Origin of the sequence: Streptomyces sp. NPDC029041, from assembly GCF_040637515.1 — a bacterium.
Classification (GTDB): Bacteria; Actinomycetota; Actinomycetes; order Streptomycetales; family Streptomycetaceae; genus Streptomyces.
In genome coordinates, this window is the sequence record NZ_JBEZWO010000005.1 from 99896 (window position 1) to 120039 (window position 20144).

Genomic DNA, 20144 nt, shown 5'->3' on the forward strand with positions numbered 1-20144 from the left:
CTCCGCGGCCTCAGCCGGACTCGGCCAGTGGCCGGCCCAGCCCCGGGGGGTTGACGCCGGTCGGCCAGACCCCGCCCCGGTAGCTGCCGGCGGCGGTGGCGCCGTACAGCGAGGCGAAGTCCGCGGGGAGTTCCGGGCTGCCGGAAAAGGCCAGCCACAGCCTGAGGAGCAGCCGTCCGTGCCCGCCACCGTCGGTGAAGGCCGTCCGGGCGTGCAGGATGTGGAAGTTGTTGATGAGCTGCAGGTCACCGGCGCGCAGCTCCATGTCGAGGGCGACCCCGGGCCGCCTCAGGGTCCGGTCGAGCGCGTCCATGGCGGCGATCTGGCGTTCCGTGAGGCGGGGCGCCGAGGCGTGCCGTTGCGAACCCTCGATGAAGCGGCGCACGTACCGGGCGGCGAAGTCCCCGCCGGTCTCGCTGAACACGGGGATCCCGCACCAGGGGGACTCACCCGGCTGCTCTTCGCCCCGCCGGTCGTTCGGGAAGGGCCGGCACAGCTCGGCCAGCAGCTCCGGATGCTCGTCCGCCAGCACGTCGTGCACGTATCGGGACGACGCCAGCCGGCTCAGACCGCCACTGCGCGCCGGGCGCACGCACAACAGGCCGATCACGTCGGTGCGGTCCACGTGGAACGGCAGTTCGGCGGAGCTCTCGTACCCCCGCTGCACGGGGCTGGACACATCGGCGCCGCGGTCCTCGACCCGGCCCAGCAGATCGCCCTTGCGGCTCTGCGAAACAGGCCGGCCGAGCAGCAGTCCGAGGATCCAGTAGGCCATCTCGACCTCACGCGGATCGGTGCGGTCCACCGGGAACCCGGTCACGACGACGAACCCCGGGCCCCCCGCCAGCCGCCGGTGCAGACGGGCGGCGAACTCCTCGCTGCGCGGCAGTCCGCCGGGACGCGCCCCGCCGATCCCGACCTCTGTCCCGCTCGAAATCGCCGAACGGGCGGCATGAATGAGTTCGGCCACCACCCCGGACGGGATGGGAATACGCCATAGTTCTTCTCTGCCGGTGAGAGAATCCCCCGACCAGACCGCCCCCGTCGGTTCCCCGGCGAGCCGGCTCGACGAACCTGTTTCCTCGGTCTCCGCTATGGTCACCGTCACGACCGCCCGTCTCTCCATGAATTCGCAGAGAAGGATTTCGCCGGTCGGGTATTCGAGTCAACGGGTTGCGTGTCCCCGTAAAAGGGGACAGGCGGAGGCGTTCGATGTCCCTTACCGTGGCGGCGGTGAGCACTGCGATGCCTCGCGCTCGGCGGTGAACCCGTCGGGCAGCTCGAAGGACCGTGACCACCGCCGGCGATGACTGCGGCGATCGTGTGCGCGATGACGCGGAGCCGGGTATGAGGTGCGCGGGGCGGCCCCCGGCGGTGGCTCGCTCCCCGGCACTGCGGCCGGACGGGTGCTGTGACGCACTTTTGCAAGCAGGTGCTTGCAATAGTTAGCGGAGTGCTGCACTGTGGAGGCATGGCATCGCTCAACGTCGGCAATCTCGGTGACTACCTGCGCGAGCAGCGGCGCACTGCGCAGCTGTCGTTGCGGCAGCTCGCCGACGCCGCCGGAGTGTCCAATCCGTATCTCAGCCAGATCGAGCGCGGGCTGCGCAAGCCGAGCGCGGAGGTGCTGCAGCAGGTCGCCAAGGCGCTGCGGATCTCCGCCGAGACGCTGTACGTCCGGGCCGGCATCCTCGACGCCGAGCGTGATCAGGACGACGTGGAGACGCGTGCCGTCATCCTCGCCGACCCGACGCTGAACGAGCGGCAGAAGCAGGTGCTGCTGCAGATCTACGAGTCCTTCCGCAAGGAGAACGGCTTCGGCGACGGTGCGGACGGGGCGGGCGGTGCCGGCGTCGTCGGTGTCGTCACCGCCGACGGGGCGGTGAGCGTCGACGGGGACGCTCCCGGCACCGGGATACCCGCGGCCGGCCCGGCCGACGGCGGTCACTCCGCCCGGCGCCGCAGCCGCAAGAGCGCCGCACGCAGCGACAGCACGAACGACGGCGGTACGACCGCCACCCGCCGCACCCGCGAGGGCTCCGGCGGCAGCGACACAGATCCGCAGCAGACGGCCGGCTGAGCCGGACCAGGGCATGGGCCGCCCGCCGCGGATCACACAACCCTCAGCCGAACCCTCAAGCGACACAGAATCCGGGAGGACCATCACCATGGCCATCACCGACGACCTGCGCAAGACCCTCAGCAACCCGACCCCGCTCTACTTCGCCGCAGGTACCGCCGACCTCGCCCTTCAGCAGGCCAAGAAGGTGCCGGCCCTGGTGGAGCAGCTGCGCTCCGAGGCTCCCGCGCGGTTCGACGCCGTACGCAACACCGACACCAAGGCCGTCCAGGAGAAGGCGTCCGCCCGGGCCAAGGAGGCCTCCGCCCGCGTCAAGGAGACGCAGGAGACCCTGCAGACCAAGGTCACGCAGTTCATCGGCTCCATCGACGTCGACATCAAGAAGCTCGGCAGCACGATCGACTCGGACCTGAAGAAGATCGGCGAGAGCGCCCAGGACTTCGCGCTGCGCGGCGTCGGCGTGGCCGCCGAGTACGCCGTCAAGGCCCGCGAGACCTACGAGAAGGTCGCCGAGCACGGCGAGCAGGCCGTGCGGACCTGGCGCGGCGAGGCCGCCGACAGCATCGAGGACGTCGCCGAGGGCGTCGAGGAGCTGGCCGTGGCCGTCGAGCCGAAGCCGAAGCCGCAGCCGGTCGAGGTCAAGGAGGAGCCGGCCAAGCCGGCCGCCGCTGCCGAGGCGAAGAAGGCCCCGGCCGCCAAGAAGGCCCCGGCGCGCAAGCCCACCACCGCCAAGAAGACCACCCCGCCCGCCAAGTAGTACGGCGGAGCGGCCGCAACGGGCCGGGCACCCCGGGGGTGCCCGGCCCGTTGTACGGGTACGGTGACCGCGTAGGACGAGCCGAGTCAGGTGGTGGACGTTGTGCTGATGCAGGGCTTCGCAGGGTTGATGTGGCTTCTGAGCATGGCCCTGATCGTTTTCAGCGGCTTCGCGTTGCTCGACGCGGCCGTGCGCAGGGAGGACGCCTACCGCGCGGCCGACAAGAAGACCAAGCCCTTCTGGCTGATCATCCTCGGGATCGCCTTCGTGGTGAACCTGCTCTTCCCGATCCTGTCGTTCCTGCCGATCATCGGCCTCATCGCGACGATCGTGTACATGGTCGACGTACGGCCCGCGATCCGGGCCCTCCCGGGCGGCGGCCGCAGCCGGCGCGGCTCCAGCAGCGACGGCCCCTACGGCCCGTGGAACGGCGGCCGGTAAGGACATCGGCCCCGGCCCCTGCGCGGCCCCAGCCCGGACACCTACGGCACCCGGCCCCGGCCCCTGCCCGGGCCTACGGCACCCGGTCGAGCAGCAGGACCGCCACGTCGTCCGTCAGCTCGCCGCCGTTGAGGTCGCGCACCTCGTTCACCGCGGCCCGCAGCAGCTGCTCGCCCCGCAGGCCCTCGGCGAACTGGCGGCGGATCATCTCCGTCATGCCGTCCTGGCCGAGCCGCTCCCGGCCCCGGCCGACGTGGCCCTCGATCAGGCCGTCGGTGTAGAGCATCAGGCTCCACTCGGCGCCCAGCTCCACCTGCATCCGCGGCCAGCGGGCGCCGGGGAGCAGGCCGAGGGCCGGTCCGTTGTTGTCGTAGGGCAGCAGCCGGGCCGGCTTGCCCGGGCGGGCCAGCAGCGGCGACGGGTGACCCGCCAGGCACAGCCCGGCGCGCCGGCCGTCCGGTGCGATGTCCACCGTGCACAGGGTCGCGAAGATCTCGTCGTCGGCCCGCTCGTGTTCCAGCACCTGCTGCAGCGTGCCCAGCAGCTGGTCGCCGCACAGGCCCGCCAGCGTCAGCGCCCGCCATGCGATGCGCAGCTCCACACCGAGCGCGGCCTCGTCCGGGCCGTGCCCGCAGACGTCGCCGATCATGGCGTGCACCGTGCCGTCCGGCGTGCGTACGACGTCGTAGAAGTCGCCGCCGAGCAGCGCGCGCGAGCGGCCCGGGCGGTAGCGGGCGGCGAACCGCAGCGAGGAGCCCTCCAGCAGCGGCGTCGGCAGCAGGCCGCGCTCCAGGCGGCGGTTCTCCTGCGCGCGCAGCCGGCCCTCGGCGAGCCGGCGCTCGGCCGACTCGGAGCGCTTGCGCTCCACCGCGTAGCGGATCGCCCGGCTCAGCAGCCTGCCGTCCAGCTCGTCGCGGAAGAGGTAGTCCTGGGCACCCACCCGCACCGCCTCGGCGCCGCGCTCGGCGTCACCGGAGGCGGTCAGCGCCAGGACGGCGTGCCGGGGCGCGAGCTCCAGCACGTGCCGGAGCACGGCGAGCTCGTCCGCGGAGTCGCTGTGGCCCGGCGCGGGCAGCGCCAGGTCCAGCAGGATGCAGTGGACGTCGTCGGTCAGCAGCCGGCCGGCCTCCGTCAGGTTGCGGGCCGTGCGGACGCGGATCGGCTTGCCCGCCTGGTCGAGCATGTCCGGCACGATCGGCGAACCGGCCGGGTCGTCCTCGATCAGCAGCAGCGTCAGGTTGGTGTGGGCGGTGTTGTTCTCCACCTTGTCCGTGGTGTTCCCGGCGGTGTCCGGCGTGCGGCCGGCGGGCGAGGCGTCCTTCGCGGACTCCTCGGCCGAGCCGCCGCGCGGGGACGCGGCCTGCGCCTGACCACTCTCCGCGGCCGGGATCGCTCTCTGCCGCGGTATGGGTACGGGCATCGTCTTGGGTTCCTTCCCTCCCCCCGAGGGCACGGTGGGGCGAGGGACCTCGACCCACCGAGCGGGACCATAGCGGGTGTCGGTGCCGCATTGGAATGGTGTGAGCCACGCCGCTGTGCCATCGGCCTGTGTCATATGCCGCGATATGCGCAGCAGTTGGACAGCTCGGAGATGTTGTGGGGATGACGAACGTCACGTCAGCGCACTGTCTGCTCGGGGCGAGGCGTGCGGTGGGTCACGTGGGGCAGGTCACCGCGGATGTCCGATAACCGGTGCGCGGCGCCCGGTTGGCCGGTGCGCGGCGCCCGGTTGGCCGGTGTGCGGCGCCCGGTTGGCCGGTGTGCGGCGCCCGGTCGGCCGGTATGTGGCGCCCGGTCGGCCGGTGGGCGGCCCCTCCGTGGCCCCCGTACGTCCCTCAGGTGCTGCCCGGGCTCAGTCGGCGCCGGCGTCGGTGTCGGCGTCCGGTCGCACCACTCCGAGGATGGGCATGGTCCCGGCGCCCGCGATGGTCACGCTCCGCCCGGGGCGGGGCGCGTGCACGATCGCCCCGTCGCCGATGTACATGCCGACATGGCTGGCGTCGTCGAAGTAGATGACGAGGTCGCCGGGGCGCATGTCCTGGATGTCGACGTGCCGCAGCCGCTTCCACTGCTCCTGGGAGGTGCGCGGGATGCCGCGCCCGGCGGAGATCCAGGCCTGTGACGTCAGTCCCGAGCAGTCGTAGGTTTCGGGGCCCTCGGCGCCCCACTGGTACGGCTTGCCGATCTGGGCCGTGGCGTACTTCACGGCCTTCTTGCCCTGCTCGGAGGCCTTGCCGTTGATCTCTTGGAGGATGCCGGAGCCGAGCCAGGCGGTCTGCGCCCTGTCCGCGGCCTCCTTCTCCAGCTCGGCGAGGCGCTCCTGCTCCTCCTTCTGCAGCTCGGATTCGAGCTTCTCCGCCTGCGCGATCTGCTTCTCGATCTTCTTCTGCGCGGCGGCCTTGGCCTTGCGGCCCGCTTCCAGCTTCTTCAGCTGCGCGGAGGCGTCCTTGGCGTACTGCTCCAAGTCCTCCTGGGTGCGGGTCAATTCACCCAGGAGGCCCTTGGTCGCGTGGTGGCCCTCGCGGACCCGGCCCGCGCCGTCGAGGAAGTCCTGCGGGTCGTCGCTCAGCACCAGATGGGCCTCGGGCGGCAGCCCGCCGCCGCGGTACTGGGCGGCGGCCGCGGCGCCCGCGCGGTCCTTGAGCTTCCTGAGCTTCTCCTGGCCCTTGACGATCTTCTTGGCCAGCTCGACGACTTCGGCGGACTGCTTGTCCGCCTTCTCGTCGGCGGCGTTGTACTCGTCCGTGGCGCGGCCCGCGGCGCGGTAGAGCCTGTCGAGCTTCTTGCGGACGGCCTCGAGGTCCTTGGCGGGTGCGAGTGCCGGGCCCGCGCTGGGGGTGGGGGAGGGGGTGGGGTTCGCGAACGCCGTGCCCGGTGCCGCCAGCACCGTGACCGCGCAGACCACGGCCACCGCGGTCGCCATCAGGCCACGCCTGCCCGTTCCCATACCTCAGCCCCCAAACTGATTAACCATCAGTAACTTGCGGTTCGCCTGGGGATGCTGCCACGTCGGCTCGGAAAGCGACAGAGGTAGTACTTCCCGCCACTCCGGCGGCGGTATGCCCCGGCATGACGATCTCCCCGTCAGTGTGACGAACGACTCACGGAGATCGTTCCAACGGGCCCTGCCGGGACGGGAGCCATCAGGCGCCCGGGGCCAAAGCGTCCCAGCGCACCGTCACTTCGCCCTGCCGCCATCGCGCCGGTCCGTCCGTCACCGGCCAGTCGGCGGTCAGGTCCCGCACCGCGCGGATCCAGCGCTGCCGGGCGCCGTAGGAGGCGTAGGGCGCGGCGGCCGCCCAGGCGCGGTCGAAGTCGCGCAGGAAGGCGTGCACCGGCTCGCCCGGGACGTTGCGGTGGATCAACGCCTTCGGCAGGCGCTCCGCCAGGTCGGAGGGGCGCTCCAGGGAGCCCAGCCGGGTCGCGAAGGTGACCGTGCGCGGCCCCTCCGGGCCGAGTGCCACCCATACGTGCCGGCGCCCGATCTCGTCACAGGTCCCCTCGACCAGCAGCCCGCCGCGCGACCCGGTCGCCGGGTCGGCCGGAGCCAGCCGCGCGCACAGCCGCCGCCACACGGCCGCGACCTCGCCCTCCTCGTACTGCCGCAGCACGTTCGCCGCGCGGACGAGCAGGGGCCGCTGCGGGATCGGGATCTCGAAGCCGCCGTGCCGGAAGGCGAGCCCCGCCCGCTCCCAGGGCAGCGCCGCCGCGACCCGGGCCGGGTCGATCTCGACGCCGACCACACGCGCGCGGGGCGCGGCCGTACGCAGCCGCTGCAGCAGCTCGACGGCCGTCCAGGGGGCGGCGCCGTACCCGAGGTCGACCGCCACCGGGTCGGCCGCGCGGCGCAGCTCGGCGCCGTGCGTGGCCGCGATCCAGCGGTCCATACGGCGCAGCCGGTTGGGGTTGGTCGTCCCGCGCGTCACCGTGCCGAGGGGGCGGGTGGAGGTGCGGGGTGTCATGTGTACGAGGTTAAGCGCCCGCCGCCCCGGTCAGGGGGCGAGGTGCCGCCGCCAGTAGGTGGGGCGCCAGTAGTAGAGCGTGGTGAGGTCGTCGGGCATCGGGTCGTAGGCAGGTCCCCGCTCGAACGGGTCCCGGTCCGGGTCGGCGGGCCGGAAGCCCGGGTCCAGCGGCTCGTCGTCCAGCGGCGGCCGTACGTGGCGCCGCATCTCCTCGGTGACCGCGCCGATCCGCCGGTAGTTGCCCTGCGCCTCGATCAGGCTCAGCCCGTGGTTGGGGCCGAAGCCGGCCGTGGGGTGGCGGAGCTGGAAGGGGTCCTCCTCCCAGTAACAGACCGGGCAGATCTCGTAGGCCCACAGCTCGCCGAGGGTGCGGTGGCCGCAGCAGGGGCAGGGGAGGAGTTCCTCGAGCGGAGGCGGAGGCGGAGAGGCCGGGCGGTGTCGTGCGCCTGTCATATCCCGTGAGGGTAGGGGCCCCGGCGGTTCGGTGCCGGTCAGTTCCGGGGCCGCGACCGCTGTGACCCGACCCCGTACGTCCTCGACCCGACCTCTCCTCACCATCGAACGGTTGAGCGACAAGCGGTAATGATTCGGTAAAATTGCCGAATCGGGAAATGGAGCGCCACGCTCCGGTGTTGCACCCCGTCGGAGGGCACCGTGCGCCCTGCGAAGGCATGCCCGGAGCGAGGAGGAACGCCACGTGAGCCAGTACATCGGCAGGCTCGGCAGGCGCTCCGCGGCGTCGCCGGCCCGGCTGCGGCTGCACCGCAGGCCCCGCCGCGTCGCCATGCTCTCCGTGCACACCTCGCCGCTCCACCAGCCCGGCACCGGCGACGCCGGCGGCATGAACGTCTACATCGTCGAGCTCGCCCAGCGCCTCGCCGCGCACGGCATCGAGGTCGAGATCTTCACGCGCGCGACCGCCGCCGCCCTCCCGCCGACCGTCGAGCTGGCCCCCGGCGTCCTCGTCCGGCACGTCGACGCCGGCCCCTACGAGGGCCTCAACAAGGAGGACCTCCCCGCCCAGCTGTGCGCCTTCACCCACGGCGTGATGCAGGCCTGGGCCCACCACCGCCCCGGCCACTACGACCTGGTCCACTCCCACTACTGGCTCTCCGGCCACGTCGGCTGGCTCGCCGCCCAGCGCTGGGGCGTCCCCCTGGTGCACGCCATGCACACCATGGCCAAGGTCAAGAACGCCAACCTGGCCGACGGCGACACCCCCGAACCGGCCGCCCGCGTCATCGGCGAGACCCAGATCGTCGCCGCCGCCGACCGCCTCATCGCCAACACCACCGAAGAGGCCGACGAACTGGTGCGGCACTACACGGCCGAGCCCGGCAAGGTCGCCGTCGTCCACCCCGGCGTGAACCTCGGGCGCTTCTCGCCCGCCGACGGCCGTGCCGCCGCCCGCGCCCGCCTCGGCCTGCCCCAGGACGCGCTCATCCCGCTCTTCGCCGGCCGCATTCAGCCCCTGAAGGCCCCCGACGTGCTGCTGCGCGCCGTCGCCGTCCTCCTCGACGAACGCCCCGAACTGCGCTCGCGCATCCTCGTCCCCGTCGTCGGCGGCCCCTCCGGCAGCGGCCTCGCCAAGCCCGAGGGCCTGCAGAAGCTGGCCGCCCGCCTGGGCATCGCGGACGTCGTACGGTTCCGCCCGCCGGTCGGACAGGAGCAGCTGGCGGACTGGTTCCGCGCCGCCTCCGTGCTGGTCATGCCCTCCTACAGCGAGTCCTTCGGCCTGGTCGCCATAGAGGCGCAGGCGGCCGGCACCCCGGTGCTCGCGGCGTCGGTCGGCGGCCTGCCGATCGCCGTGCGCGACGGGCACACCGGCTTCCTCGTCCGCGGGCACGACCCGGCCGACTACGCGCGCGTGCTGCGCGACTTCGCCGACGACCCGCAGCTGGCGCCCCGGCTGGGCGACCAGGCGGCCCGCCACGCCCAGTCCTTCGGCTGGGACACGGCGGCCGCCGCCACCGCGGACGTCTACACGGCCGCGATGCAGGCGCACCGCCGTCGCGTACGCTCGCTGCATGGGTGAAACCGATCAGGAACAGCGTGCGGCACAGGTCATCGAGGGAGTGCTCAAGGACGCCGACCTGGAGTGGGAGAGCCCCGAGCGCGGCACCTACGTCGCCCAGCTCCCGGGCACCCGCAAGCTGAAGACGACGCTCTCCCTGCGCGTCGGCCGCCACTCCCTGTCGCTGAACGCCTTCGTCATCCGCCACCCCGACGAGAACGAGCAGGGCGTCCACCGCTGGCTCCTGGAGCGCAACCTCAAGCTCTACGGCGTGAGTTACGCCGTCGACCAGCACGGCGACGTCTACGTCACAGGCCGTCTCTCCCTGTCCGCCGTCACCGCCGACGAGCTCGACCGCCTGCTCGGCCAGGTCCTGGAGGCCTCCGACGGCGCCTTCAACACCCTGCTGGAGCTGGGCTTCGCCTCGGCGATCCGCAGGGAGTACGAGTGGCGGGTCTCGCGGGGTGAGCCGACCCGCAACCTCGACGCGTTCGCCCACCTCACCCAGCGCCCGGAGCGCGACGACAGGTCCTAGCCGGCCCGGTACCGCCCCGGCGGCACCCCCACGAGCTTCCGGAAGTGCCGGGTGAGGTGCGACTGGTCGTAGAACCCGGCCGCCACCGCCACCTCGCCCGGCGGGTGTCCCTCCAGGAGGAGCCGCCGGGCGCGATTCACGCGCAGGGACGTCAGGTACTGGTGCGGGGCGATGCCGTAGGCCGTGCTGAACGCCCGGACGAGATGGGCGGGATGGGCGCCGAGCAGCCCCGCGGCCTCCCGCAGGACGACGCCCTCGGTGATCCGCTCGTCGAGCAACTCGCGCAGCCGCCGGGCGAGCACGGGATCGGCCGGCCGGGCGGCGGCGGACTCGTTCCGCAGATGCCCGCGCAACCGCTCCCCGACGAACAACAGCCTGCTCTCGGCCTCCAGTTCCTCACCGGGCCGCCCCAGCGCGCCGTGCACCTGGCCCACCCGCCGCCGCAGCAGCGGATCGCGCAGATCGGGCCGGTCGACGGCGGCCCCGATGAACTCGTCCCCGAGGTACGTCCCGTCGAGGTACAGCACCCGCTTGCGGAAGCCCTCGGCGGTGACGGGCGAGCCGTTGTGCGGCACGTGCGGCGGCAGCAGCGTCACGGTGTCGTTCGGGGTGCCGTGCTCGTGCCGGTCGAGGTCGTACCGCACGGCGCCGGTGTCGACGATGAGCAGCGTCCAGGAGTCGTGGACGTGCATCGGATACGCGTACTCGGTGAACCGTGCGTGGAAGACCTCGACGACACCTTCGACGGCGGGCCGCCAGGCGGAGACGATCCGGGAGGACCCGGCGACGTTCCGGGAGGACCCGGCGACGTTCCGGGAGGACCCGGCGACGTTCCGGGAGGATGACTCGGAGGCCATGCAAAGAACGTACAAGACCCCGGCGGGGGCTGGCGGGCACGCTCGGAGCATGGACACCGAACCCTCCCCGGAGCCGATCCGCTTCGACACGAAGATCGCCGTGCTGCTGCGCGCGGACCTGGAACCCTGGCAACGCCTCAACGTGACATCGTTCCTGGTCAGCGGCCTCGGAACACAGACTCCCGAGGTGATCGGCGAACCGTACGAGGACGCGGACGGCGTGCCCTACCTCCCCATGTTCCGCCAGCCGGTCATGGTCTTCGAGGCCACGAAGGAGACCCTGACCGCCGCCCACACCCGTGCCCTCTCCCGCGCCCTGCCCCGTGCGGTCTTCACCGCCGACCTCTTCGCCACGGGCAACGACCGCGACAACCGCGCCGCCGTGCGGGCCGTGCCGACCGCGGACCTGGATCTCGTGGGGCTCGCCGTGTACGGCCCGAAGAACGCGGTGGACAAGGTGGTGAAGGGGGCGCGGATGCACCCGTGAGCCGGCGAGCCGAGGCGGAGCCGCTGAGCGACGGCTCGTTCAGCACCGCGGGCGACCAAAGTCGCGGGGGCGTAGACCAACGGCTGACGACAGGGCGGACGGCCGCTCAAGAGACTGGCCGTATGGAGGAAGCCAGGAACGTTCCCATGCGGAAGAGCCCCCGGGCGCGGACGGGCCGGCCGACGGAACTCGCCGAACCGGCCTGGGTCATCGTGCTCTTCTGCGTGACCTGCGGTGCCGTGGCCGGGGCGCTGCTCCCGCTCCTCGCGCGCCTGCTGCTCGCCCTGCCGTGGGCGCCGCTCGAGGGCCCGGCCGAACTGCTGACCTCTGTCCCGGAACCCGCCCTCACCCTCGGGACGACCGCGGTGGGTGTGCTCGGCGGCCTGCTGCTCGGCTTCACGGCGGCGCACGAGTCGTTGTCCGTCCGCGTCCACGACACCCACGTGACCCTGGCCGTCCGGGACGGCGTCCAGGACTTCACCCGCGACGAGATCGCCGTGTGCTTCCGGGACGGCAAGCAGCTCGTCCTGCTCGGCCCGGACAGCCTCGAACTGGCGCGGGAGAACTGCGGCCTGAACTGGCGGCGCCTCGCGGACGCCCTCACCGCACACGGCTACCCGTGGGAGCAGGAGGACCCGCACCGCGCCGAGTTCCGCCGCTGGGTCCCCGGTATTCCCGGCCTGCCCAGGGGCGCGGACGCCCTGCTGCGGGCCCGCGCGCAGGCCCGCACGGGGGAGGGCGGCGCCGAGGACGCCCGGGAGTTGCGCGGGGAGCTGCTGCGGCTGGGGGTGGTCGTGCGGGACGAGGACCGGCGGCAGTACGTCCGCGTCGTCCGGGGCGAGCGCACGGGGTGACATCGTCCCGCCCTGCCGGCCGCGCGCCGGGCCCAGGGGCGTTCAGGCCCGGTCAACGCGTCTTCGGCCCTGGTGGTCCGGCGCCCGGCTCACGGCGTGCAGGCCGCGGCGATCGACACGCTGTTCTCGTACAGGTGGTGCCGGGTGATCCGCCCGTTCTCGACGGTGAGGCGCAGCGCGAAGGGCCCCGCGAAGGGCTTGCCGGTCGCCCGGACGGTCCCGGACAGATGCCCCATCAGCACGGCGTCCGTCCCGTCGACGAGGAACGTGTCCACGGAGGCGCGGGCGTCCTCGGGAACGGTGTACCGGGCCAGCTCCTCACCCTGCGCCGCACATTCGGCAGCGGTGGACCGAGGCCGGATCCAGGGCACGGCGGGGTTCTCGGCGAGCATCCAGTCGACGGTGTCGGCGAAGAGAGCCGTCAGCCCCTCGGTGTCGCCGGCGAGCCGGAGTTCGAGGAACTTCTGGACGGTCGAGCGGGTGGCTTCGGCGGTGTCGGCAGGTGTCATGGAACCCAGCCTGCCGGGGCGCGCGGGGCGCGTCGATTACCTCGCAGGTAACCCCGCTTCCCTCCGGGTGCCACTGGCCCGCGCCACCGGATGCCCCGAAGGGGTGCCGGCCTGAGAGGTGAGGCGGGGGTGGGGGTGGGCCGACTGAGCACCCTGCTCCTAGAATCGAACGTATGAACGACCCAGAGTCGCGGCTCGCGCTGCTCCGCTTCCTGGAGCGCGTGCAGGAACGCGACCTGGCACGCACCCGCCGGTGGATCGCGGACGAGGAACGCCGCCAGACCGAGCACCGGCGCGGCCTCCTGGCCCGGCCACCCGCTCCGGACTGGCTGATCGAGCACGGCCTGTCCGGACGGGAAGCCGTGTACGTCCATGCCGGCGGCTGCTGGAACGCGGGCCGGCGCAGCAAGGGCGTCGACCGCGATCACGCCCTGCGGGCCCTGGCCGAAGGGATCAAGGCCTGCCCGCAGTGCAGGCCGGATACGGAGCTGGGCTTCGTGGACGGGTAGGGCGGCCGCGCTCACGCGGGGTGCGGCGCCGGAACCCCTGCCCCGTTGTCAGTGCCCGGGGCTATGGTCGCAAGCGCGCGGCCGGCTTCCGGGGGTTCCAGCTCTGAAGAGAATGGTTGCTATCCCCGATCTGTCCGGGGGTGGCCCGGAGAAGTCGTCCGGGACCCAACCGACGGTCGGGCTTCGTCGATGGCCAGGAGGAGACCTGCCAGCGCCGGCCGCGCACCCTGGATCATCATGCCGGTATGTCTGCGAACCAGCGCGCGACCCCGTCCGTGAACGAGCCCCCGGGGGCACCGGCCGTCACCCGGCTCTCGCGCTATACGAAGACCGAGCAGGAGGAGATCCTCGGCAGCGGCGAGGACCCCTTCGGTGTTGCCGCAGCCGGTCTGACCTGGCTTCCGAAGGAGGAGCACGTCGGTGTCCGGCTCGACGGCCGGCTCGTGGCCCATGCCGGTCTGCTGCGACTGCCGGTCGCGGTCGAGGGCGAGAAGACCGAGGTGATGGGCGTGGGCGGAGTGGCCGTGGCGCCCGGCGTACGGGGCAGGGGCCTGGCACGGCTCGTGCTCGCGGCGGCCCTCGACCACGCTCGCACGCGGGGCCCCCGGCACGCGCTCCTGTTCTGCCGGCCGCCCCTCGTGCCGCTGTACCAGCGCCTCGGATGGCACCCGCTCCACACGGACGTACTCGTCGAACAACCCGGCTCCGGCGTGGTCACCATGCCGCTGCGCACGATGGTGACGCCCCTGCACGACGACGCGCACTGGCCTCCCGGGCGGGTGCGGCTGTACTCCCTGCCGATGTGACGGGCCCAGAGGGGCACGACGTCGCGCGCCTCCCTGCCACGGTCACGCCAGGACGCGGTCTCCTGCCGGGGCGGCCACCGCCACCGGAGGCAGGCCCCGCCTCACCCCGCACCGACCTCGGGCTGCGGCTGTACCGCCACCGGCGGCTCGGCCACCTTCTCCTCGCCGGGCAGGCGCCGCATCAACACGGCGTACCCGACACCGGCCACCGTCCCCACGACCGCGCACAGCCCCCACAGCCACGCCGCCCCGAACCGGTCGATGACCAACCCGGACAGCAACGGGGCGACGAGGGCGGCCACCGACCAGGACATCGTGTACATGCCCTGGTAGCGCCCGCGCCCGTGCACCGGGGACAGCCGTACGACGAGACTGGTCTGCGTCGGCGCGTTGACGATCTCCGCCAGGGTCCACACGCACACCGTGAGCGCGATGACGCCCAGGGACCCCGCGAAGGCGGTGAGCGCGAAGCCGTAGCCCGCGAGTACGGACGAGACGACCAGCAGCCGGCGGGGGTCGCGGTGTTCGATGAAGCGGGTGACCGGAATCTGGAGGACGACGATCATCACACCGTTGACGGCGATGGCCATGCCGTACTCGGCCGGGGAGAAGCCGGCCTCGCCCATGGCCACCGGCAGCCCCACCGCCCCCTGCTGGAAGACCAGCGCGACGAGGAAGGACAGCCCGACGACACTCATGAACCGCCCGTCGCGCAGCACGGTGCGCAGGTTCACGGAGTCGTCCCGGACGCCCCCCGTCACCACCCGCTCGGCCGGCTTGGACTCCGGCAGCCGCAGGAAGACGAGGATCGCGCAGACCAGCGTCATCCCCGCCTCGATCAGGAACCCGGCGCGGTAGCTGACCTCGGCGATGAACCCGGCGGCCATGGAGGAGACGGCGAAGCCGAGGTTGATGGCCCAGTAGTTGAGGGAGAAGGCCCGGATGCGGTCCTCGGGCCGGACGATGTCGGCCATCATCGCCTGCACCGCGGGCCGCGAGGCGTTGCTCGCCATGCCGACGAGGAAGGCGACACCGGCGATCGCGACCGGGTCGCTCACGAAGCCCAGCAGCGCGACGGACACGGCGGTCGAGGACTGCGCGATCAGCAGGGTGGGCCGACGGCCCAGCCGGTCGGTCATCACCCCGCCGCCCAGCGAGGAGACCACTCCGCCGAGCCCGTGCAGGGCGGCGACCAGACCGGCGTAGGTGGCGGAGTAGCCGCGGTCGAGGGTCAGGTACAGCGCCATGAACGTGGCGACGAAGCCGCCGAGGCGGTTGACGAGCGTGCTGGTCCACAGCCACCAGAACGCGCCGGGGAGACCGGAGACCGTCTCCCGGACGGCGCGTCGGGCACGCAGGGCGTACGGCATGGGTCCCCCGGAGGTAACAGGCGTGATGGCGCATGTAAGAAGCGCTGGCGGTAAGCGCAAATTACCGACGGGCGGTTGACGGGGCCACTCGATTAACAGATCCCGTCAAACGTCCGCCTGCCGGGCAGCCACGCGAACGGGCGAATGCGTGGATTACGCTCTGAGGCATGGCCGACGCACCGTACAAGCTGATCCTCCTCCGCCACGGCGAGAGCGAGTGGAACGCGAAGAACCTGTTCACCGGCTGGGTGGACGTGAACCTCAACGAGAAGGGCGAGAAGGAGGCAGTCCGCGGTGGCGAGCTCCTGAAGGACGCCGACCTCCTGCCCGACGTGGTCCACACGTCCCTCCAGAAGCGCGCGATCCGCACGGCCCAGCTGGCCCTGGAGGCCGCGGACCGCCACTGGATCCCGGTCCACCGCAGCTGGCGCCTCAACGAGCGCCACTACGGCGCCCTCCAAGGCAAGGACAAGGCCCAGACGCTCGCCGAGTTCGGCGAGGAGCAGTTCATGCTGTGGCGCCGGTCCTACGACACCCCGCCCCCGCCGCTGGACGTCGACGCCGAGTACTCCCAGTTCTCCGACGCGCGCTACGCGACCCTCCCGCCGGAGCTGCGCCCGCGCACGGAGTGCCTGAAGGACGTCGTCGTCCGCATGCTGCCGTACTGGTTCGACGCGATCGTCCCCGACCTGCTGACCGGCCGCACGGTCCTGGTCGCGGCCCACGGCAACTCGCTCCGCGCCCTGGTCAAGCACCTCGACGGCATCTCCGACGCGGACATCGCGGGCCTGAACATCCCCACGGGCATCCCGCTGTCCTACGAGCTCGACGCCGACTTCAAGCCCCTGAACCCGGGCGGCACGTACCTCGACCCCGAGGCGGCTGCCGCGGCGATCGAGGCGGTCAAGAACCAGGGGAAGAAGAAGTAGGGACTGTGAGCGTGCCTCCCACCCGTACCCGCGGTGCGGGTGGGAGGCCTTTTCGTGCTCCGGATCTCTCCGGCCTTGCCGAGAGTCTGCCGAGGACTTCACAGCGACGGCCGGACAGCACGAGGCTCAGTACCGCCGGACGAGACGCTCGAGCTTGGCGGCGTAGCCGGCGTCCTGTTCTCGGCGATGTTCGATGTACGGCCACGCTCTGGCGTAGGTCCTGGGCAGGTTCGGAAAGATGCTCTTGGCATCGCCCAGATCAACCAGTCCCCGCTCCACGAGGAAACCGACCAGCTCGAACTGCTGCAGCAGATCGGTGAGGGCGCCGCGGTCCTCTGCATTCAATTGGCTCAGATCGCCCAGGTCACCGTCCCGAAGGCGCCTGCGAATCGTGTTCAGGGTGGCTGACTGGCATTCCTTGTGCACTGCCAGCAAGGTCGTCATGGCGCGGGAGTCTTTGGCCTCCCTCACTTGTCGAGCCGCGAAGACGAGCGCGGCGATCACGCTCACCGTGCTCAGGGCTGAACTCACCGCACCGACTGCATCCCACATGCCTGTGCACGCTCCGGTGTACGAGAGAAGCTGACCGTCCTTTCGAGACGTACCCTCCCGGGCGCGCACACAGGCGCTGCTCGCGATGGTTCGGCTCAACTCGTCGCCGTCTGCTCTTTGGAAGGCCCCTGCGTCGCGCAACACCCCACGAGGGGCGGCCATGCGTGATCAGCTGGGGATGTGGAGACCATCATCGCCAGCGGCATAGCCGTCCTGGGAACGCTGCTCGGTTCGGGGATCACCCTGGCGTTCCAGCAGCGCACGGCCGACCGGGGCCACCAGTTCACCCGCCGGGAAAAAGTGCGCCAGGAACGACTCGATGCCTACTCCGCCTACGCCGGCGCATTGGTCAACTACCGTCGCTGCTTGGTCCATCTCTGGTTCTGCGAGCACGAACAGCCCCCACCGGAGGACCCGGACGTGGTGCGGATCCGCGCCTACGATCTACGCTCCAGCGCCCAAGAGGCCTTGTTCCGGCTGCAGATGCTCACCGAGGACGAGACGCTCAGCCGGGCAGCGGAGGACGTGCTCGCAGACGTCACGGCGCTGTCCGGAACAGACAGCAGAACAGAACTCGACGATGCCAGGGTCCGGACCCGTGACGACATCAGCCGATTGGTCAGGGCAGCCAAGCGGCACCTATGAGGTTAATTGCGGTCGGACCGGTTCATGATCACCGCTATTTCACGTTGTGGGCGTGCAAGTCGTGGGAGCAATTGGCACATCCGTTGTCCCCGGGGGTGTACCCCTCGCACCCGATGCAGGCCAGGCAATTGAGCGCGTCCGTTCCCCCCGCCAATCCCACGCTTTCCAGGCGGGACATGGCCCTACTGCGCACCTCGGCGACGTGAGGCTGCAGCTTCGCAAGCTCGTCCGCGTTCTCTTTGAACGCCTGCTCCTGCGCATCGGTCAAATACGTGTGGAGAGCCACCGTCTTCCCTCGTTTCACAGTAGAGAAGCGTGTACTTGCATTCATTGTCACCTGATGCGGGCAACGGAGCATCCGTGCGCAAAGCACCCTCACGACGCGACCGAGAGCCTCTGCAGATCGGCCGGCACCCCGATATTCGGTGGCGGCCCCGCCCCGCCCCGTCCACCATGCCCGCATGGTCTCAGGTGAGCACACCGGCGAAGCAGTGGCGCCCGCGGCGGCGGACACGACTCGGTGGACGCGGGCGACCGTGTACCCCGACATGTGGGTCGACCCCGACGACGACCCCCGTGAGACCGGCGAACAGCCCGTCGACGAACGCGGCATCCTCCTCGACTACCTGCGCAACTACCGCCTCACCTTCGAGATGAAGTGCGCGGGCCTGGACGCCGAGCAGATGGCCCGGCGATCCGTCCCGCCGTCGACGATGTCCCTGCTCGGACTGGTGCGGCACCTGACCGAGGACGAGCGGCACCTCCGCCGGGTGATGGCCGGCGAGGACGCGCCGAAGCTGTACCGCACGGAGGAGGACCGGGACGGTGACTTCAACGGTGCCGTCGCCGACCAGGCGGTCGTGGACGAGGCCTGGCGGCAGTGGCGTGCCGAGACCGAGCGCACCGACCGTTTCCTGGCCGGCGTCTCCGACCTCGCCACCCGCAACGCGGGCCACTCCGACTACGGCCCCGAACCCGGCGGTCAGATCCAGCTCCGCGACATCCTGGTCGCGCAGATCGCGGAGTACGCCCGGCACTGCGGCCACGCCGACCTCCTGCGCGAACGGATCGACGGCCGCGTCGGACAGTGAGCACCCTCGGCCGGGCCCCTCGCAGACGCCGCCGAAAAAATCTTCGGCGGCGATGTCGAGAACCCGCGTCCGGCTCCGTCCCCGGGGTGAAAGCGGCCAGGATGGGTCGCACCGGCACCGAGGAGAAGACGATGGCCAAGTACCTGCTTCTGAAGCACTACCGAGGCGCCCCGTCCCCGGTCAACGACGTGCCCATGGACCAGTGGACGCCGGAGGAGATCTCGGCCCACATCCAGTACATGAACGACTTCGCGGCGCGGCTGGAGAAGACCGGCGAGTTCGTCGACGGCCAGGCGCTCGCCCCCGAGGGGGCGTGGGTCCGGTACGACGGTGAGGGGCGCCCGCCGGTCACGGACGGGCCGTTCGCGGAGACCAAGGACCTGATCGCAGGCTGGATGATCATCGACGTCGACAGCTACGAGCGGGCCGTCGAGCTCGCCGGGGAGCTGTCCGCCGCCCCCGGGGCGGGCGGGAAGCCGATCCACGAATGGCTGGAGGTGCGTCCGTTCCTGACCGCGCCGCCCACCATCCCGGAGTGCTCCGTCCATGGATGAGGTACTGCTCCGCAGCCTCACGCCCGGCGTGCTCACGATCCTCGTCCGCCGCGGAGCCGACTTCGCTGCGGCCGAGGACGCCGTGCAGGACGCGCTGATCGAGGCGCTCCGCGTCTGGCCGGCCGAGCAGCCCCGGGACCCGAAGGGCTGGCTGGTCACCGTGGCCTGGCGCAGGTTCCTCGACCAGGCGCGGGCCGACAGCGCCCGCCGCCGGCGTGAGGACCTCGTCGAGGAGGAGCCGGCGCCCGGGCCCACGTCCGACGTGGACGACACGCTCCGGCTGTACTTCCTGTGCGCCCACCCCTCGCTGACGCCGTCGTCGGCGGTCGCGCTCACCCTGCGCGCCGTCGGCGGGCTCACCACCCGGCAGATCGCCCAGGCCTACCTGGTGCCGGAGGCGACCATGGCGCAGCGCATCAGCCGCGCCAAGCGCACCGTCTCCGACGTGCGGTTCGACCGGCCCGGCGACGTCGCGACCGTGCTGCGCGTTCTCTACCTCGTCTTCAACGAGGGCTACTCCGGCGACCTCGACCTGGCCGCCGAGGCCATCCGGCTCACCCGGCAGCTCTCGGCCGCGATCGACCACCCCGAGGTGTCGGGGCTGCTCGCGCTCATGCTGCTCCACCACGCCCGGCGCGCCGGCCGTACCGCGCCCGACGGCGGCCTGGTACCGCTCGCCCAGCAGGACCGCGGCCGGTGGGACACGCGCCTGATCGCGGAGGGCGTCCGGATCCTCCAGGCGGCACTCGCCCGCGACCGGCTGGGCGAGTTCCAGGCCCAGGCCGCCATCGCGGCACTGCACGCCGACGCGCCCACCGCCGAGGAGACCGACTGGGTGCAGATCGTGGAGTGGTACGACGAACTCGCGCGCCTCACCGACAGCCCGGTCGTCCGGCTCAACCGGGCGGTGGCCGTGGGCGAGGCCGACGGACCGCGTGCCGGTCTCGCGGCGCTCGCCGCGCTGGACGACTCGCTGCCCCGCTACGACGCGGTGGCGGCCTACCTCCACGAACGCGACGGCGATCCGGAAACGGCGGCCCGGCTGTACGCCGAGGCGGCCCACAAGGCCACCGACCTCGCCGAACGCGACTACCTGACCCGCCAGGCGGCCCGCCTCAACGTCGGCCGGCGCCGCTGACGGGCCGTGTCCCGCGGCACCCGGCGGGCGGGGGCGCACGCCGGGAACCGCGGG

Annotated in this window: 23 protein-coding genes; 14 read left to right on the plus strand and 9 right to left on the minus strand. The window is 71.9% G+C overall.

All coding sequences use genetic code 11. The features are described from left to right. Positions 1 to 10 precede the first annotated feature (10 nt). A complete protein-coding gene (locus AB0F04_RS13785; protein ID WP_362041015.1) occupies positions 11 to 1108 on the minus strand; it encodes a TauD/TfdA family dioxygenase in 1098 nt (365 codons plus the stop codon). Positions 1109 to 1471: 363 nt separating this feature from the next. On the opposite strand from AB0F04_RS13785, the gene AB0F04_RS13790 reads away from it, so the two are divergent. From AB0F04_RS13790 to AB0F04_RS13800, 3 genes are all read left to right on the plus strand, one after another. Continuing rightward, the gene (locus tag AB0F04_RS13790; protein WP_362041016.1) at positions 1472 to 2080 is read left to right on the plus strand and encodes a helix-turn-helix transcriptional regulator; all 609 of its coding nucleotides are present in this window, start codon (positions 1472 to 1474) and stop codon (positions 2078 to 2080) included. An 88-nt stretch (positions 2081 to 2168) separates the two neighbouring features. Continuing rightward, positions 2169 to 2837, plus strand: coding sequence for a hypothetical protein (locus AB0F04_RS13795; RefSeq protein WP_362041018.1), 669 nt, complete (start codon positions 2169 to 2171; stop codon positions 2835 to 2837). Positions 2838 to 2945: 108 nt separating this feature from the next. After that, positions 2946 to 3278 (plus strand): DUF2516 family protein, encoded by a 333-nt coding sequence (locus tag AB0F04_RS13800; protein WP_362041019.1) that lies wholly within the window; start codon positions 2946 to 2948, stop codon positions 3276 to 3278. A gap of 73 nt (positions 3279 to 3351) precedes the next feature. Here AB0F04_RS13800 and AB0F04_RS13805 read toward each other — a convergent pair whose 3' ends face one another. From AB0F04_RS13805 to AB0F04_RS13820, 4 genes are all read right to left on the minus strand, one after another. Then, a complete protein-coding gene (locus AB0F04_RS13805) occupies positions 3352 to 4698 on the minus strand; it encodes a SpoIIE family protein phosphatase (RefSeq protein ID WP_362041021.1) in 1347 nt (448 codons plus the stop codon). Between the two features lie 432 nt (positions 4699 to 5130). After that, complete coding sequence (locus tag AB0F04_RS13810; RefSeq protein ID WP_362041023.1) at positions 5131 to 6225, minus strand: NlpC/P60 family protein; 1095 nt, start codon at positions 6223 to 6225, stop codon at positions 5131 to 5133. Between the two features lie 196 nt (positions 6226 to 6421). After that, positions 6422 to 7240 carry a class I SAM-dependent methyltransferase gene (locus tag AB0F04_RS13815; RefSeq protein WP_362041024.1) on the minus strand — a complete coding sequence of 273 codons (819 nt, stop codon included), beginning with the start codon at positions 7238 to 7240 and terminating at the stop codon, positions 6422 to 6424. A 30-nt stretch (positions 7241 to 7270) separates the two neighbouring features. After that, a complete protein-coding gene (locus AB0F04_RS13820) occupies positions 7271 to 7693 on the minus strand; it encodes a CPCC family cysteine-rich protein (RefSeq protein WP_362041026.1) in 423 nt (140 codons plus the stop codon). Positions 7694 to 7937: 244 nt separating this feature from the next. On the opposite strand from AB0F04_RS13820, the gene mshA reads away from it, so the two are divergent. Further along, complete coding sequence (mshA, locus tag AB0F04_RS13825) at positions 7938 to 9275, plus strand: D-inositol-3-phosphate glycosyltransferase (protein WP_362041028.1); 1338 nt, start codon at positions 7938 to 7940, stop codon at positions 9273 to 9275. Then, entirely contained in the window at positions 9268 to 9789 is a 522-nt protein-coding gene (locus AB0F04_RS13830) for a YbjN domain-containing protein (RefSeq protein WP_362041029.1), read from the plus strand. The genes mshA and AB0F04_RS13830 overlap by 8 nt, the downstream gene beginning before the upstream one ends. Here AB0F04_RS13830 and AB0F04_RS13835 read toward each other — a convergent pair. After that, entirely contained in the window at positions 9786 to 10646 is an 861-nt protein-coding gene (locus AB0F04_RS13835; protein ID WP_362041031.1) for an AraC family transcriptional regulator, read from the minus strand. The two genes, AB0F04_RS13830 and AB0F04_RS13835, sit on opposite strands and share 4 nt — an antisense overlap. Before the next feature lie 49 nt (positions 10647 to 10695). Here AB0F04_RS13835 and AB0F04_RS13840 point away from each other — a divergent pair, with 49 nt between their 5' ends. Together AB0F04_RS13840 and AB0F04_RS13845 are read left to right on the plus strand one after the other, a co-directional pair. Further along, positions 10696 to 11133, plus strand: coding sequence for a DUF2000 domain-containing protein (locus AB0F04_RS13840; RefSeq protein ID WP_362041033.1), 438 nt, complete (start codon positions 10696 to 10698; stop codon positions 11131 to 11133). A gap of 146 nt (positions 11134 to 11279) precedes the next feature. Then, a complete protein-coding gene (locus AB0F04_RS13845) occupies positions 11280 to 11987 on the plus strand; it encodes a hypothetical protein (RefSeq protein WP_362041035.1) in 708 nt (235 codons plus the stop codon). 89 nt (positions 11988 to 12076) lie between these two features. Here the strand turns inward: AB0F04_RS13845 and AB0F04_RS13850 are convergent, their stop codons facing one another. Further along, positions 12077 to 12496 carry a nuclear transport factor 2 family protein gene (locus AB0F04_RS13850; RefSeq protein ID WP_362041037.1) on the minus strand — a complete coding sequence of 140 codons (420 nt, stop codon included), beginning with the start codon at positions 12494 to 12496 and terminating at the stop codon, positions 12077 to 12079. A 173-nt stretch (positions 12497 to 12669) separates the two neighbouring features. On the opposite strand from AB0F04_RS13850, the gene AB0F04_RS13855 reads away from it, so the two are divergent. Beyond that, the gene (locus AB0F04_RS13855) at positions 12670 to 13005 is read left to right on the plus strand and encodes a DUF6233 domain-containing protein (protein ID WP_362041039.1); all 336 of its coding nucleotides are present in this window, start codon (positions 12670 to 12672) and stop codon (positions 13003 to 13005) included. Between the two features lie 245 nt (positions 13006 to 13250). Further along, positions 13251 to 13811, plus strand: coding sequence for a GNAT family N-acetyltransferase (locus AB0F04_RS13860; protein ID WP_362041041.1), 561 nt, complete (start codon positions 13251 to 13253; stop codon positions 13809 to 13811). Between the two features lie 101 nt (positions 13812 to 13912). Here AB0F04_RS13860 and AB0F04_RS13865 read toward each other — a convergent pair whose 3' ends face one another. Then, complete coding sequence (locus AB0F04_RS13865; protein ID WP_362041043.1) at positions 13913 to 15181, minus strand: MFS transporter; 1269 nt, start codon at positions 15179 to 15181, stop codon at positions 13913 to 13915. 167 nt (positions 15182 to 15348) lie between these two features. Between AB0F04_RS13865 and AB0F04_RS13870 the strand changes: the two genes are divergently transcribed. Then, entirely contained in the window at positions 15349 to 16110 is a 762-nt protein-coding gene (locus AB0F04_RS13870; RefSeq protein WP_362041045.1) for a phosphoglyceromutase, read from the plus strand. 126 nt (positions 16111 to 16236) lie between these two features. Here AB0F04_RS13870 and AB0F04_RS13875 read toward each other — a convergent pair whose 3' ends face one another. After that, on the minus strand, positions 16237 to 16641 hold the full coding sequence (locus tag AB0F04_RS13875) for a hypothetical protein (RefSeq protein WP_362041047.1): 405 nt from the start codon (positions 16639 to 16641) through the stop codon (positions 16237 to 16239). Positions 16642 to 16842: 201 nt separating this feature from the next. Here AB0F04_RS13875 and AB0F04_RS13880 point away from each other — a divergent pair, with 201 nt between their 5' ends. The 4 genes from AB0F04_RS13880 to AB0F04_RS13895 all read left to right on the plus strand — a co-directional run bounded on the left by AB0F04_RS13880 (position 16843) and on the right by AB0F04_RS13895 (position 20090). Next, entirely contained in the window at positions 16843 to 17307 is a 465-nt protein-coding gene (locus tag AB0F04_RS13880) for a hypothetical protein (protein WP_362041048.1), read from the plus strand. A 461-nt stretch (positions 17308 to 17768) separates the two neighbouring features. Beyond that, entirely contained in the window at positions 17769 to 18398 is a 630-nt protein-coding gene (locus AB0F04_RS13885; RefSeq protein ID WP_362041050.1) for a DinB family protein, read from the plus strand. Positions 18399 to 18529: 131 nt separating this feature from the next. After that, on the plus strand, positions 18530 to 18952 hold the full coding sequence (locus AB0F04_RS13890; protein WP_362041929.1) for a YciI family protein: 423 nt from the start codon (positions 18530 to 18532) through the stop codon (positions 18950 to 18952). Next, positions 18945 to 20090 carry a DUF6596 domain-containing protein gene (locus AB0F04_RS13895; RefSeq protein WP_362041051.1) on the plus strand — a complete coding sequence of 382 codons (1146 nt, stop codon included), beginning with the start codon at positions 18945 to 18947 and terminating at the stop codon, positions 20088 to 20090. Before AB0F04_RS13890 ends, AB0F04_RS13895 begins: the two co-directional genes overlap by 8 nt. Positions 20091 to 20144: the final 54 nt, after the last annotated feature.

Bases quoted from the DNA above. Each gene is read 5' to 3' on its own strand.
- AB0F04_RS13790 (WP_362041016.1), top strand. From the start codon at position 1,472: ATGGCATCGCTCAACGTCGGCAATCTCGGTGACTACCTGCGCGAGCAG.
- AB0F04_RS13795 (WP_362041018.1), top strand. From the start codon at position 2,169: ATGGCCATCACCGACGACCTGCGCAAGACCCTCAGCAACCCGACCCCG.
- AB0F04_RS13800 (WP_362041019.1), top strand. From the start codon at position 2,946: ATGCAGGGCTTCGCAGGGTTGATGTGGCTTCTGAGCATGGCCCTGATC.
- AB0F04_RS13805 (WP_362041021.1), bottom strand. From the start codon at position 4,698: ATGCCCGTACCCATACCGCGGCAGAGAGCGATCCCGGCCGCGGAGAGT.
- AB0F04_RS13810 (WP_362041023.1), bottom strand. From the start codon at position 6,225: ATGGGAACGGGCAGGCGTGGCCTGATGGCGACCGCGGTGGCCGTGGTC.
- AB0F04_RS13815 (WP_362041024.1), bottom strand. From the start codon at position 7,240: ATGACACCCCGCACCTCCACCCGCCCCCTCGGCACGGTGACGCGCGGG.
- AB0F04_RS13820 (WP_362041026.1), bottom strand. From the start codon at position 7,693: ATGACAGGCGCACGACACCGCCCGGCCTCTCCGCCTCCGCCTCCGCTC.
- AB0F04_RS13830 (WP_362041029.1), top strand. From the start codon at position 9,268: ATGGGTGAAACCGATCAGGAACAGCGTGCGGCACAGGTCATCGAGGGA.
- AB0F04_RS13835 (WP_362041031.1), bottom strand. From the start codon at position 10,646: ATGGCCTCCGAGTCATCCTCCCGGAACGTCGCCGGGTCCTCCCGGAAC.
- AB0F04_RS13840 (WP_362041033.1), top strand. From the start codon at position 10,696: ATGGACACCGAACCCTCCCCGGAGCCGATCCGCTTCGACACGAAGATC.
- AB0F04_RS13845 (WP_362041035.1), top strand. From the start codon at position 11,280: ATGCGGAAGAGCCCCCGGGCGCGGACGGGCCGGCCGACGGAACTCGCC.
- AB0F04_RS13850 (WP_362041037.1), bottom strand. From the start codon at position 12,496: ATGACACCTGCCGACACCGCCGAAGCCACCCGCTCGACCGTCCAGAAG.
- AB0F04_RS13855 (WP_362041039.1), top strand. From the start codon at position 12,670: ATGAACGACCCAGAGTCGCGGCTCGCGCTGCTCCGCTTCCTGGAGCGC.
- AB0F04_RS13860 (WP_362041041.1), top strand. From the start codon at position 13,251: ATGTCTGCGAACCAGCGCGCGACCCCGTCCGTGAACGAGCCCCCGGGG.
- AB0F04_RS13865 (WP_362041043.1), bottom strand. From the start codon at position 15,181: ATGCCGTACGCCCTGCGTGCCCGACGCGCCGTCCGGGAGACGGTCTCC.
- AB0F04_RS13870 (WP_362041045.1), top strand. From the start codon at position 15,349: ATGGCCGACGCACCGTACAAGCTGATCCTCCTCCGCCACGGCGAGAGC.
- AB0F04_RS13885 (WP_362041050.1), top strand. From the start codon at position 17,769: ATGGTCTCAGGTGAGCACACCGGCGAAGCAGTGGCGCCCGCGGCGGCG.
- AB0F04_RS13890 (WP_362041929.1), top strand. From the start codon at position 18,530: ATGGCCAAGTACCTGCTTCTGAAGCACTACCGAGGCGCCCCGTCCCCG.
- AB0F04_RS13895 (WP_362041051.1), top strand. From the start codon at position 18,945: ATGGATGAGGTACTGCTCCGCAGCCTCACGCCCGGCGTGCTCACGATC.